This is a genomic window from Caproiciproducens sp. (assembly GCF_053840905.1).
In genome coordinates, this window is record NZ_JBNLXQ010000013.1 from 14,269 (window position 1) to 28,067 (window position 13,799).

Sequence of the window (13,799 nt, forward strand, 5' to 3'; positions counted from 1 at the left end):
AACGCCAACGAATATGAATATAAAAATATAAAGGCTCTGTAACGGAAATTTACCGTTGCAGGGATTTTATTTTTGATGAAAAAGTCCTTGACAATTCGTTTCTGGCAAGACCGCTAAAAGTATCCTGATTTCCTGCGGTGCGAGGTTGGCCCCCTTTGACATTCCGCAGCTTCGGGAGATCATGAGCTACGACGAGTTGGAGCTTGACCGCATGGGCGACCGGAAAACGGCGACGTTCTTCATCATCAGCGATACTGATACGACCTACAATTTCATTGTGGCGCTGGCTTTCTCGCAGATGTTCAACCTTCTGTGTGAACGGGCCGACAACAAGTACGGCGGGCGCTTGCCCCATCATGTGCGGGTGCTTTGGGACGAGGCAGCGAACACGGGGCAGGTGCCGCAGCTTGAAAAGCTGGTGGCCGTCATTCGATCCCGTGAAATTTCACTGTGCCTGTTTTTACAGGCGCAGGCCCAATTAAAGGCCCTTTACAAAGACAATGCCGAGACAATTTTAGGCAATATGGATTCGGTCATCTTCTTAGGGGGCCGAGAGCACACCACCGTCAAGGAGCTTTCGGAGGCTTTGGGGAAAGAAACGATCTCCATGTATACCGAGAGCGTCACGCGGGGGATGCAGGAAAGCCACGGCCAAAATCTTCAACGGCTCGGCAAGGAGCTTATGACGATAGACGAGCTGACCACAATGGATGGCTCCAAGTGCATTTTGCAGCTTCGTGGCCTCCGTCCGTTCCTGTCCCCCAAGTACGACCTGAAAAAGCACCCGAACTACAAGTATACCGCCGAGGCCGACAAGCGCAACAGCTTCGATATTTCTTCCCTGATTAACCGGCGCATGAAAGTGAAGCCGGATGAACTATATACCGTTTACGAGGTAGACGCGCCCGGAGAGGAAGCCACCGCAGGAGAGGACGAGGACATTCTCAACTACGATGATGTGGACGACCCAGATGTGTTTGCATAACTTCGGGCCAACTTGGCCCGATGGAACAAATAATCCCCCGCAAAGTAGCGGGGGATAGACTCATAACCACAATTATTTCCAAGCGGTATAAATAAGTCTTCTCTTTTCGAATGCTTCCTTGCCACCTTCCATAATATCTACAACTTCTTTATGGGTGCTTGGGCAATCAATATTGCCTTCATCTATCGCAATCTTATCGTCTTGATAAGATGTCATGATTATTTTCTCAGCATCGCCTAAAACAGGGATATTGGCATTGTGAGTAGCAAAAATGAACTGAATGAACGGCTTTTTTTCTTTGATTGTATGAATAACTTCTTTGTATATCACTTGATTATCTAAATCATCTTCGGGCTGGTCAATTATTATCACATCATTATCCTGTTGAGTAAGAATAAAAAGTAATAATGCGGATGCACGTTGACCGATCGAATGCTTTTCGAGAAGCTTTCCGTGATATAAAATTCTTACCAAATTAGGACAATCGATTCCTACTAGTTCATCGTAATTCTCTTTAATCTTATCCGACAATTTTGCAAACTCACCATCAGATAAAAATGTGTGTAATTTACTTCCGCTACTAATAAAAAGGTCTTCTACAATTGCTACAAAATCAGGAAACTCATCACACAAAGACTGATATTTTGCATCTGAAATTCCCGTGCCCTTGAATTTTTCTTTCATATCTGTTTTAAATTGCGCCTTATCTCCTTTGAACTCAATTTCAATATGAAGCTCGCCCTGACTTTCGTTGATCTTCTTTATTTCGGCTAAATAAGCGTAATAGATTAATTGTAATGCTTCATTATACTCACGGGTGTTTTTCTTTACAATTTCTGTAACTGACCTATCTTTAGCTTATTTTCTTCGAATTCACTTGTATATCTAACGAAGCTATCGGGATCAATAGTATCGTCTTGAATCTCCCGCTTGATTTCGGCAAACTCTTCTTTAAGAGAACTTACTCTGTCTGACAGCTTTTTAGATACCTTATCTAAATCGTCATTTTTCCCCTGCAAATTTTCAATATCCTGAGAAATAGCATGCAAGATGCTTATAATTGAAATTGTAATTTCATTGGCTTCTCCAAAGATATCAGCGTTATATTCTGAAGTATATTTAGACAAATCTATGTCAGCTCTTATAGTCTCAGAGTTAAAATTTTTCAAAATAGCTATTGCTTCTTGTAATGTTTTCACAGTTGATTGAATCTTAGTTAGATCAGCATTACATGAAGTTTGCTTTTTAAGTTTGTCTGCTACTCCTTTTTCTTTGAAAATTTGTAATTTATGATTAATGTCTTCATTTTTTCCTTTCAACTCAACAATTTGAGCTGGTATTGCTTCAACATTTATCAACTGACGAAAAGATTCGCACAATGCTGCTTGGTAGACATGTACATTCGCTTGTTCAGTGTCTATTTTATTGCCGACCAATTTTTTTAGTAGTTCAAGTTCATATCCGCCTTTAGTGAAGGATAAATCTTTTTGGCCAAAATAAAGAGGATTGTTTACAATAGAGTGAACAGAAATGGATAAGTCTTTTTCGTCTGAATTCAAAACAGATGGTGTCTCATTTAGAATCCTGCGAATTTCATATTCTTTTCCAAACTTATCTATAATTTTCACCGATATTTGTCCGCCTGAGCCGAGAACACTTTTAACTAGGTTGGCTTTATAATCTTTATCAATTAAAGCGGGCAAATCCAAAGCATATCGAAGGACTTCAAGTACGGAAGACTTCCCGCTACCGCGGATTCCAATAAAAGTATTGAGTCCATCTGAAAGATTTACTGTTAATCCATCTAATTTTCCGCCTGTAAAACTTGCAGATTTAATATATCCATGTTTACAAGGTTCTGTCGACGCATAGACACGATTTTGAAAATCTTGCAAGGCGTATTTTACCGCATAGTATGAAAAATCCCCGATCTTAATATATGACGAGTTCAGTCCCTTACCTATATCATCTATTACTTTGGGATCAGAACCCTCAACAAAAGCAATGCTATACCCCATCCATTGTTCCAATTTTGCTTTATTATCAATCGTCCGCAATTTTTGAAGCCCAAGCACACGGTTACAAAAATCATGCTGTTTAGATAGTGAAGAAATCAATCCACCTTGGCATTCATGAAGTAACCCACTATTCTGCTCAATGTGGGCAAAGATAATGAAATAATCTTTGCCCATATTTTCTAGTGTGTTGATTGTCGTAGGAATATCGTAATTGCAACGTGTATTTTCATTTTCTCGATTTGCAATGCCTAAGAATGCCGATGTCAAGAAAGAATCAATATAGTTTTCACCATCTTTGAGCCATTCATCAGGATTGAATACAAGAAGCGTATGAACTCCATTACTGCCTTCTTTAATAGACAATTCGACTCCGGGAAGTATAAAAATGTCCTTTTTCTTGGCTGCTTTCCTTATTGCTTTGTATTCTTCTAAATCAAATTTATTATGATTAGTGATAACGCCAACATGAATGTTTTGTGATTCTAAAGCAGATACATAGTCTGAAACGAAGGAATTTTCATCACCCATATAAGAAAATTCCTTGTCTTTTTTTGTATGTAGATGAAAATCAGCCCTTAGAATTTCACAACCGTTTTGAAATAACATTTTTAGACCTCCTCCCACTCGATAGCGAGTGCCTTATATTAAGCATCTGTTTGGGTAGTGCTAAATGGTCGTCTTTATTATAAATCAGAAATTCCCATAAAACAACAAGAAAGGAGTAAATATATGGCTCGCTCCCCTCCGATAACATGCAATTTCAATACAGAGCATTGCCGCCAGAAATGGCGGCTTTTTTGCGCTCAAAACTAAAAATGGAGGTAAAGTCTATGCAGTTTTTCACAAGTGCGGTCAGTACATTGCAAACCCTTGTTGTCGCGCTGGGTGCGGGCCTTGCCGTTTGGGGAGTTATCAACCTTCTGGAAGGGTACGGGTCAGATAATCCGGGCGCAAAATCGCAAGGCATTAAACAGCTCATGGCGGGCGGCGGCGTCATTCTCTTGGGTACGACCCTTGTTCCGATGCTGTCCGGCCTGTTCAAGTAAGGGTAGTGTGATATGGATTTTCTCACCAACTGGATTACCAAATGGCTCAAAGGCGTGCTGATCGACGGCATTATGGGAAATCTCAGCGGGCTTTTCGACAACGTGAACACCCAAGTCGGAGAGATTGCAACACAGGTGGGAACTTCCCCGGCGTCATGGAACGCCGGGGTATTCTCCATGATAAAGCAGCTTTCCGAAACGGTTGTCCTCCCGATTGCCGGGCTGGTGCTCACCTTCGTCATGTGCTACGAGCTGATCCAAATGCTGATCGACCGGAATAACCTGCACGACATCGACACATGGATGTTTTTCAAGTGGGTGTTCAAAACCTTTGTCACCGTGCTGATTCTGTCCAATACGTTCAACATCGTCATGGCCGTGTTTGACGTGGCGCAAAGTGTCGTCAACAAATCGGCGGGGCTGATTGGAAGCAGCACGACCGTCACGTCCGGTATGCTGGATAATCTCAAAACCACGTTGCAAGGCATGGACATAGGCCCCCTGCTCGGGCTGTGGATGCAGTCCATCTTTGTAAAATTCACGATGGTTGCACTGAACATCGTGGTTTTCGTGATCGTCTACGGACGCATGATTGAAATTTATATGATGACGAGTTTGGCCCCCATTCCGTTTGCCACAACGGTAAACCGGGAGCTTGGCAGCATGGGCCACAACTATTTCCGTTCCCTACTAGCCGTGGCTTTTCAAGGTTTTTTAATGCTGGTCTGCGTCGGTATCTACGCGGTTTTGATCCAGAGCATCGCCACAAGCGGCGACCCCATCGGCGCGATCTGGTCAGCCGTGGGGTACACGGTACTCTTGTGCTTCACGCTTTTTAAGACGGGGAGCCTTTCAAAAAGTATTTTCGGTGCGCATTGACTTCGGGCCAACTTGGCCCGAAGTGCCGGAAAGGAGATTCAGATGTTCAATAACCCTGAAAATTCCCCGTGGGGAAAGGTTCAAACCTGCGACGCGCTCTGCCCCGGCGTCTTTCTCGTCAGCACCGCCAGCCACGGCGGGACGTTGGTTTCCAAAGAAGTTTCAGCGATGCTTTCCTCCGCCGCGCGGAAGTGCGGTTTCAAGCAGGGTGGTTATCTCTGCTTTGAGGAAGATTGTCAGGAAAGCATTGTGCTCCGGGAGCTTTTGGACAAAAAGCTGTGGAGCATCCCCGACCGTATCCGGGATAAGGCGGCGTTCGAGGAAAACATCAACAAGTCCATCCGAGAGTACAACCCGGACTACTGGAGGGCGCGGCAAGTCGGGCTTGAAAAAGCCCCGGTCCGGCAGACAGTCCCGGTACACAGCGCCGAGCGCTGAACTTTTGGCTAAGTTAATTGGCTTGCCTTGAAAGAAATCACATACCGTTTTCTATCTTGTCAGGGTGTGCGTAGATTTTGGGAGTAAGTGTTTGGTTGGAGTAAATCTGCCGGGTACAGGTGCTGTGTTGAAGATGATTGGCCATTAGCACAAAACTTCGATTATGGATCGGCTCGATTGCATTATCGAAATACTCTTTCTGATTGGGAAGAAAATGAACAGGGTCAATCATATAGATTAACGCATCTGGTGCTACAGGAAAGAAGAATACGCACCCGGGGTCAGCCATTCCCTTCTCATTATAACTAGGGATAAATTGTGGACATAATGGATAGTCACTGGTTACAAAAGGAATGTCTGTTTCATTGCGGCAATAAATCCAAACTTTATTTCGTAGAGCTTCAGCGCCATTTCCTACAAGTTCCATACTTAGTTCAAGGGTATATTCTTTTGTGCTTTTGGAAGCAAGCAAGCGCTCAATCTTCGGAGTTGGTAAGATTCCTTTATATTCTGCGCGCATCATTTCTTTTACGGTATCAATTGCGTTCTCGGTTTTTGTCAAAGCGTCCCTAAGAACTGTTGGCTGTCGTTTGAATAAAAGCATAATGTGCTGTGCAAGCATATCTTTATTTTTTGGATTGAAAGCCGAATTCGGGGGAGCTTGGCGAAGTGTTTGAAGTAACAATCTTATAACTTCACCCAAAGCAGAATCAACCTCAGCGTAACGTTTCTCATAGAACTCGGGGTCAAGTAATCCGTCAATCGTGTTTTGACCTCTGATGTAGCACTGTACGCTTTCCGTTTTTTGAATACACTCGATATTAGATATTTTATCCCACATATGTATTGTGCTCGTTTTACGAGGCGCTTGGGGATCAATAGCAAAAAAGCGAAGATATGACCACGGTACAAAATGGTGTTTTGGTAAACTTGGCAATATTTTCACCTCCCAAATATCAATTAAGACGAAAGCAGTTTGTCACTAGAATAGCATTTTTATCTTTATTCTACTACATCCAGTAAAACCCATCAACCATAATTAACTTCGGGACAACTTGGCCCGAAGTGGGAAGGAGACTTTTCCCCCTATGGCTTATGTAAACGTACCCACCGACTTATCCAGAATCAAAACCAAAATGGCGTTCAATCTCACGAAACGCCAGCTTATCTGTTTCGGTATCGCAGCGGTCGTCGGCATCCCGACCTATCTTCTGACCCGTAAGGCTATCGGCAACACGGGAGCCATGTTCCTGATGATCGGCCTGATGCTCCCGTGCTTCCTGCTCGCCATGTACGAGCGCGACGGGCTTCCCTTTGAAAAGGTGTTGCGGAACATCGTCCGCGCGTCTTTCCTCTGGCCCCGGACGAGGCCGTACCGGACGGAAAATTTCTACGCGCCGTTCGTCGGCGCAGGGAAGGAGGAAAAAGGCTTGAAGCAAGAAAAGCAAGTAAAAAGGCACCCGCCGGTGCTCGTAAAAAGCAATAAGAAAAAGGGACGCGGCCCACAGTCGGCACAGCAGACCATCCCGTATGTGGAAATGCTCCGGGACGGAATCTGCAAGGTGCGGGAGGGCTTCTACACCAAGACCGTCGAATATGAGGACATCAACTATTCGGTTGCTTCGGCAGACGATCAGGCGGCTATCTTCGATGGTTACTGTTCATTTCTCAACTATTTTGACAGCGCCCTGCCGTTCCAGCTTTCCTTTCTCAACCACCGTTCCCGCGCTGAAAACCGATATAGCGTCAATATACCGCCGCAGCATGACGAGTACGATGCCATCCGAGGCGAGTATGTGGAAATGCTCACCGGGCAGATTGCCAAAAGCAACAACGGGATTGTCCGCTCCAAGTATATCACGTTTGGCATTGATGCGGACGGCATCGGCGCGGCCCGGCCCCGACTGGAACGTGTGGAGGCCGACCTCATGAGCAATTTCAAAAAGCTCGGCGTTCAGTCCCGACCCCTTAATGGGCGGGAACGGCTGGAAGTGCTGCATGGGCAGCTCCACCCGAACAGCCGGGAATCGTTCGTTTTCTCATGGAGCGACATTCCAAAAACGGGCATGGGGACGAAAGACTTCATCGCCCCCACGTCCTTTGATTTTAGACAGAGCCGCGCTTTCCGTGTCGGCGGTGCGACATGGGGCGCGGTTTCGTACATGCAGATTTTGGCCTCCGAGCTTTCCGACAAGCTCCTTGCGGAGCTTCTGGAAATGGACGCCGAAATGACCGTGACCCTGCATATTCAGACGGTTGACCAGACCAAAGCCATCAAAGCGATCAAGGGAAAAATCAGCGACATCGACAAAATGAAGGTGGAGGAACAGAAAAAAGCCGTGCGCGCCGGTTACGACATGGACATCCTGCCGCCCGACCTCGTCACCTTCAGCAAGGACGCGATGGCGCTGCTCTCCGATCTGCAAAGCCGCAATGAGCGCATGTTTCTCCTGACCTTCCTGATTCTGAACACGGCCCCCGCCCGCCAGCAGTTGGAAAACGAGATTTTTACTGTGGCGGGCATCGTGCAGAAATACAACTGCGCGCTCAAACGGTTGGATTTTCAACAAGAGGCCGGGTACATGTCGAGCCTGATTCTCGGCGGCAACTCCATTGAGATTAAGCGCGGCATGACAACATCATCAACGGCGATTTTCGTTCCCTTCATGACGCGGGAGCTTCGGATGGGAGGCCCGGCCATCTATTACGGGCAGAATGCCCTTTCCCACAACGTCATTATGGCTGACCGGAAAAAGCTCAAATCGGCCAACGGTCTGTATCTCGGCTCCACGGGCAGCGGCAAGAGTTTTGCCGCCAAACGGGAGCTAATCAACGTATTTCTCGCCACAAGGGATAGAATCATTGTCGTAGACCCGATGGGCGAGTATGCGCCGCTGGTACGGCGACTCGGCGGTCAGGTGATCGACATAGCGCCGGACAGCTCTCACCACATCAACCCGATGGACATTCAAATGAGCATGGCCGACGAGGAAAGCCCGCTTTCGCTGAAAGCGGACTTTTTGTTGTCCCTCTGCGAACTGATTGTCGGCGGCAGGGACGGCTTGCAGCCTATCGAAAAAACCGTGATCGACCGCTGCGTCCGTCTTGTTTACCGGAATGTCGCCCTCGGCATCGACACAAAAGAAATGCCCGTCCTGCAAGACCTCTATCAATTGTTATGCGAACAGCCGGAACCGGAGGCGAAACGCATTGCGACGGCGCTGGAGCTTTATTGCACCGGCTCCCTCAACCTGTTCAACCACACGACCAACATCAGCCTGAACGGCCGGATTGTCTGCATCGTGCTCAAAGGCCTGGGAGAAAATCTGCGTAAAATCGCCATGCACATCACGAACGAGCTTGTCACTTCGGCGGTCAACGCCAATTTTCAGCACGGCATGGCGACATGGTGCTACTTCGACGAGTTCCATATTCTGCTCCGGGATGCGTTGACCGCCAGCTATTTTGTGACAGTCTGGAAGATGTTGCGGAAAAAGGGCTGTGTGCCGAGCGTGTTAACGCAAAACGTGAAAGACCTTATGGCAAGCCGGGAAATCGAGAATATCCTTGAAAACACCGACTTCATGATTCTGCTTTCACAGGCGCAGGGCGACCGTCAGATTTTAGCTAAGCAGCTCAATATTTCACCCCATCAATTAAGCTACATTACCCACAGCAATCCCGGCGAGGGCCTGTTGTTTTACGGGAACACCACCATACCCTTTGTAGACCGCTTCCCGAAAGATACCGAAATTTATCGCCTGCTCACCACCCGCCCGGAGGACTTAGCCAATGAAGCAAAACAGAAATGAGGAAAACGACGGGCCGGAGAACGACACGGACCGCCGTTTTCATATCGAGGACAATCCCGGTGTGCAGGACGCGCCGCCGTCTGTGCGGGAGGGTTCGATCACTTCGGGCCAACTTGGCCCGAAGTCGAAACGGCGGTTTTCTGCCGCCAATGGCCCGCCGGTTCCCGCCGCGTCGAATGCTTCGCCGCCTGAACGGGGCGATTCCGGTATGCCGGGCATTGCGTCCGCCGCAAAACCCAAACAGCGATTCTCTGTTACCAATGGCCCGTCGATTCCCGAGAAACTGGATGCTCCGGCCTCCGCGCGGGATAGTTCCAGCACTTCGGGCCAGAGCAAATACCGCCCGCACAGCGAACAGGCCCGATTCTCCGATCGATTACGGCAAGAGGAAAAAACGCGGCCCGGCGAGGACGGAGGCCCCGCCGACAAAAAGGCGGCGCGGAATGACCGGCGGTTTGAAAAATCCAAGTTCCGGGCTGAAAAGACCGGCGCGAAGTTGGACGCCGCCCACGAAAAAGCGGCTGCGCAGAAACCGTCCGCCAAGCCCAATTCGGCAAAAGCAAACGTGAAAAAGGCGGTGGCTGGCGCGTGGTATTACGCCCATCAGAAAATCCATGAGGTGGAACAGGAAAATGTGGGCGTGGAGGCCGCGCACAAAACGGAGCTTGCCGGGGAAAAAGCCCTCCGGGGCGGGATGCGCTTTGTAAAGCACCGTATCCACACCAGTCCGGCCCGGCGCGTTGACAAATGGGAAAGGCGGGACATCCGGGCAAAAGCGGATTTTGAATACCGCAGGATGGCGCGGGAGCACCCAGAACTAAAGGATAACGCGCTTTCCCGCTACTTTCAGAAGCAGCGTATCAAAAAACAGTATCAGAAACAGGCACGGGAGGCCGCGAAGCAGGGCGCGCGGGCGGCGGGAAAAGCGGCGACCGCAACGGGCAAACTCACTCGCGCTGCCGCTGCTTTCATCAAACGTCACCCGGCGGGGCTTGTGATTGCGCTGATTGCTTTTCTCCTAATCGTAAGCCTGCAATCCTGCATGGCCTCGATGGTTTCCATCGGCAACGGCCTGATCGGGGCCATGGGCGCGGGAACCTACCCGTCCGCAGATTCGGACATGCTGGCGGCAGAGGCAGCGTATTCCGGAATGGAAACCAAGCTCCAAAACGAAGCCCAAAATTATGCGACGCTCCATCCCGGCTATGACGAGTACCGTTACGATCTCGACACAGTTGAGCATGACCCGTATGTGCTGATCTCCATTTTAAGCGCCCTGAACGACGGGGTGTGGACGGTGGACGGAGTACAGGACACGCTTTCCACCTTGTTTGCGAAACAGTATCAGCTTACACAGCCGGTTCAAACGGAAGTACGTTACCGGACAGAAATTGATACGGTGACGAACCCTGACGGGACTACCGAAACCGTAACCCGTCAGGTTCCATACAACTATACCATCTGCACCGTGACCCTGCACAACGAGGATTTGTCCCATATTCCCGTTGACATTACGACGGAGGATCAGCTTTCCCGGTATGCCCTCTACATGAAAACGCTCGGCAACCGGCCCGACCTGTTCCCGCAATCGCAGTACCCGAACGCTTCCACTCTTAAATCGTACACAGATTATGACATACCCGCAGAATACATGTCGGACGAAACCTTCGCTGCCATGATAACGGAGGCGAAAAAGTATCTCGGCTACCCGTATGTATGGGGCGGTTCCAGCCCGGAAACCTCGTTTGATTGCTCCGGCTATGTCAGTTGGGTACTCAATCATAGCGGCTGGAACGTGGGACGACTTTCGGCACAGGGCCTTTACAACGTCTGCACCCCAATTCCTGCTTCCAGTGCGAAGCCCGGCGACCTTGTGTTTTTCGTCGGAACCTACGACACTCCCGGCATATCCCATGTGGGCATCTATGTCGGGGACGGCATGATGATCGCGGCGGGCGACCCCATCGGATACTCGGACATTACGACAAGCTACTGGCAATCCCATTTTTACGCTTTCGGGCGTTTATCATGAAAGGAGGATTTTATGAACGCGAAAATCGAGCGCGTCTGCAAAGACATTGACAAGACCAAAGAAAAAATCAACGAATTTCAGGCCCGGCTGCGGGAACTGGAAAAGCAGAAAACCGAGCTTGAAAACATTGAAATCGTGGAGGCCGTGCGTGGCATGGACGTTCCGCTTGACGATCTCCCGGCTGTTTTAAAGGCGCTCCGTGACCAAAACGGAGCGCCTTTCACTTCGGGCCAACTTGGCCCGAAGTCTGCAAACAAAGCGGATTCTGAAAAGGAGGAACCCAAGGAATGAAAAAATTTCATAAGCTGGCGGCGCTCGGCGCCGCCCCCGCTCTAATGTGCTCTTTTACCACTGTGGCCTACGCAGCATCGGTAACGAATGAACCGGCAGGCTCCACGTCATTGTCAAGCTCGTCGGCGGCTTCCGGTTCTTCCGCCGCATCGACGGATTCGTCTTTAACGTCCGGCACTTCCAGCGCGTCCACCGTCTTTACGCCTGCCGGAACCGGCACGGTGGTCAACACCGCCACCGACGAGGACGGCAAGGAATTTTACACGATCACGACCCCGGACAAAAACGTGTTCTACCTCGTTATTGACCGGCAGCGGAACGGCGACAACGTGTATTTCCTCAACGCCGTGACGGAAACCTCCGCAAAATCTTCCTCCGCGCCGCAGAGCAACAATATGGGGATGCTCGTGCTTGTGCTGGCGGTCGTGGTGATCGGCGGCGGTGCCGGGTACTATTTCAAGATTTACCGCCCGAAGCACCAAAAGGCCGAAAGCGAGGACGATTTCGATTACGCCGACGAAAACGGCTCCGACGACGCGGATAATTTGGAATCCGACGAACTGCCCGAGGGCGAAAACGGGGACGGCGACAGCGAAAGCGGCGGGGGCGGTGAAGCATGAACTTCACCGACAGCCCGTTTGAACGGATGATGAAGGAAGTTCCCCGGCAAGGCCGGGGAACTGTTCGTAAGCCGCCGAGGGGTTCCCCCTGTCGGAACTGCGAGTATTGGACAGGCGCGCCCTGTGTCGGCATCTGTTACCGGAAATTACTTCTTGCGCGGAGGGAGGCGACTTCGGGCCAACTTGGCCCGAAGTGAAATTCTATGGAGACTGTTTCCCGCGAACTGACCCGCGACGAGCGCGCGGGTATCCGCAGGCTGGCGACAGGCATGTGCGCCAACTACGACCCGGAATACGGCTGTCTGCCGCTGGAATGCCCCTGCTACATGCTCGGCAAATGTTGGACGGGCGCGTACTGCCGGTATTTTCAGAACACGGTGCTCCCGTTGGATTCTGCTTTGGAGGCCAAGCTAACGGACAGCGTCGGTACAGCCCCCAAAAGATTTGCTCCGTCTGTGGGACGGCGTATATCCCGGTCACAAATCAGGCGTATTGTTCGGATGCTTGCCGTATGAAGGGAAAACGCGAAGCAGACCGACGCCGCCAGCGTCGGCACAGGCAAAACAACGGAGACAAAGTGTCACGAAGTTAGCCGGAAAAAGCCTGTGTTTATGCGGCTTCCCGGCCCCGGTTTCGGGGGAAGTGGTATAAATCTCTTATCCCCCTGAAATCGCGGGCAATAGCGTGACATTTTCTTATGTGAAATGGAGGCAAAAAATGAGCGACATTCCATCAGATGAAAAAGTGCATGGCTATGCGATCAGACAGTCAATCGTCTTTGAGAACGACCGGGGCTTTGCCCTCGCCGAAAATCCGAACGCCCCGCAGCCCTTTGTCACATGGCAGTTTACCGAAAATGAGGGCGGCAGGCGCGATTATTATTGGGGCCACTATACCCAAAACGCCGATTCTGCGACAAAGGACTTTGAGGCTCGCGCAGCAGAATACCAAAAGGACTACGGCGTCGCCGAAAAAGCGGCGCGTCCCGAGCCGGAAGTCTACAAATATTATTCCACGCAGCGGACCGTGGACATCGGCATGTTTCCCAAGACAGAGAACGGCCCCGCTGAAATCGTCAATTTCGATCAGCGCGAGAGCGTGGAAAATGGGCGGTTTCAGGCGTGGGGATATCTCCTGTATCACGCTCCCCTGACAGAAACACAGATATACGATTACGAGCTTCGGGCCGCACCCGATAATCCCGATCAGTTCCGGCTTCTCACGGAACAGTTGGAACAACAGGCACAGGTTGTCGGCAAATGGGAACAGGCGAAGCATATTCCCGATGTGAGGCGGCTGACTTGGTGGTATTCCGACTTCGGGATGTTCGTGAAAAACGAGTTTGTCACCGACGAGGAACTTACCGGGCGCTATGAAAAAGTCATGGAAAGCAAGGCCCGCGCCGAACAGAAAAGGGCCGAGAAGATGCCCATAGCCGAACAGAGGGTTTTTATGGATGAGAAAGACAACTACCTGAAAAACATGGAGCTTTCCACCGAACAGAATTACGACATGATCGACGGTATTCCCAACAACATAGCCTTGCCGGTTCCCCCGTCCGTCCCCGTGCCGGAAGAAAAGCCGCTGGACAGGGTGGAGGAACCGCCCCGGCGCAAACGGAGCCGGGAAGCGATAGCGACATGACACAACAAAGAAGCAAAGCGCCCCGACTTCGGGC

The 13,799-nt window shown here is 49.9% G+C and carries 12 protein-coding genes and 1 pseudogene; 10 read left to right on the forward strand and 3 right to left on the reverse strand.

What is annotated here, in order from left to right; translation table 11 throughout:
* Positions 1 to 91: 91 nt before the first annotated feature.
* Positions 92 to 985, forward strand: a pseudogene (locus ACQGQ5_RS12775) (VirD4-like conjugal transfer protein, CD1115 family); the annotation flags it as partial.
* Between the two features lie 72 nt (positions 986 to 1,057).
* Here ACQGQ5_RS12775 and ACQGQ5_RS12780 read toward each other — a convergent pair.
* Positions 1,058 to 1,669, reverse strand: a complete 612-nt coding sequence (locus tag ACQGQ5_RS12780; RefSeq protein WP_455736877.1) for a hypothetical protein — start codon at positions 1,667 to 1,669, stop codon at positions 1,058 to 1,060.
* Positions 1,670 to 1,812: 143 nt separating this feature from the next.
* Positions 1,813 to 3,609, reverse strand: coding sequence for a hypothetical protein (locus ACQGQ5_RS12785; protein ID WP_455736878.1), 1,797 nt, complete (start codon positions 3,607 to 3,609; stop codon positions 1,813 to 1,815).
* A 224-nt stretch (positions 3,610 to 3,833) separates the two neighbouring features.
* On the opposite strand from ACQGQ5_RS12785, the gene ACQGQ5_RS12790 reads away from it, so the two are divergent.
* The 3 genes from ACQGQ5_RS12790 to ACQGQ5_RS12800 are packed head-to-tail and all read left to right on the forward strand — an operon-like array spanning position 3,834 to position 5,366.
* The gene (locus ACQGQ5_RS12790) at positions 3,834 to 4,049 is read left to right on the forward strand and encodes a Maff2 family mobile element protein (protein WP_444645237.1); all 216 of its coding nucleotides are present in this window, start codon (positions 3,834 to 3,836) and stop codon (positions 4,047 to 4,049) included.
* A 12-nt stretch (positions 4,050 to 4,061) separates the two neighbouring features.
* On the forward strand, positions 4,062 to 4,928 hold the full coding sequence (locus ACQGQ5_RS12795; RefSeq protein WP_455736879.1) for a VirB6/TrbL-like conjugal transfer protein, CD1112 family: 867 nt from the start codon (positions 4,062 to 4,064) through the stop codon (positions 4,926 to 4,928).
* A 42-nt stretch (positions 4,929 to 4,970) separates the two neighbouring features.
* Positions 4,971 to 5,366, forward strand: a complete 396-nt coding sequence (locus ACQGQ5_RS12800) for a DUF7007 domain-containing protein (RefSeq protein ID WP_455736880.1) — start codon at positions 4,971 to 4,973, stop codon at positions 5,364 to 5,366.
* A gap of 37 nt (positions 5,367 to 5,403) precedes the next feature.
* Here the strand turns inward: ACQGQ5_RS12800 and ACQGQ5_RS12805 are convergent, their stop codons facing one another.
* Entirely contained in the window at positions 5,404 to 6,303 is a 900-nt protein-coding gene (locus tag ACQGQ5_RS12805; protein WP_455736881.1) for a DUF4238 domain-containing protein, read from the reverse strand.
* A gap of 151 nt (positions 6,304 to 6,454) precedes the next feature.
* On the opposite strand from ACQGQ5_RS12805, the gene ACQGQ5_RS12810 reads away from it, so the two are divergent.
* From ACQGQ5_RS12810 to ACQGQ5_RS12835, 6 genes are all read left to right on the forward strand, one after another.
* Positions 6,455 to 9,178: a VirB4-like conjugal transfer ATPase, CD1110 family gene (locus tag ACQGQ5_RS12810; RefSeq protein ID WP_455736882.1), complete on the forward strand. Its 2,724-nt coding sequence runs from the start codon at positions 6,455 to 6,457 to the stop codon at positions 9,176 to 9,178.
* Positions 9,159 to 11,210: a CD1108 family mobile element protein gene (locus ACQGQ5_RS12815; RefSeq protein ID WP_455736883.1), complete on the forward strand. Its 2,052-nt coding sequence runs from the start codon at positions 9,159 to 9,161 to the stop codon at positions 11,208 to 11,210. Before ACQGQ5_RS12810 ends, ACQGQ5_RS12815 begins: the two co-directional genes overlap by 20 nt.
* A 12-nt stretch (positions 11,211 to 11,222) precedes the next feature.
* The gene (locus ACQGQ5_RS12820; protein WP_455736884.1) at positions 11,223 to 11,501 is read left to right on the forward strand and encodes a DUF4315 family protein; all 279 of its coding nucleotides are present in this window, start codon (positions 11,223 to 11,225) and stop codon (positions 11,499 to 11,501) included.
* Positions 11,498 to 12,121, forward strand: coding sequence for a CD1107 family mobile element protein (locus tag ACQGQ5_RS12825; protein ID WP_455736885.1), 624 nt, complete (start codon positions 11,498 to 11,500; stop codon positions 12,119 to 12,121). Before ACQGQ5_RS12820 ends, ACQGQ5_RS12825 begins: the two co-directional genes overlap by 4 nt.
* Before the next feature lie 203 nt (positions 12,122 to 12,324).
* Positions 12,325 to 12,636: a cysteine-rich VLP domain-containing protein gene (locus tag ACQGQ5_RS12830; RefSeq protein WP_455736886.1), complete on the forward strand. Its 312-nt coding sequence runs from the start codon at positions 12,325 to 12,327 to the stop codon at positions 12,634 to 12,636.
* Between the two features lie 202 nt (positions 12,637 to 12,838).
* Positions 12,839 to 13,765 carry a defense against restriction DarA-related protein gene (locus tag ACQGQ5_RS12835; protein WP_455736887.1) on the forward strand — a complete coding sequence of 309 codons (927 nt, stop codon included), beginning with the start codon at positions 12,839 to 12,841 and terminating at the stop codon, positions 13,763 to 13,765.
* Positions 13,766 to 13,799: the final 34 nt, after the last annotated feature.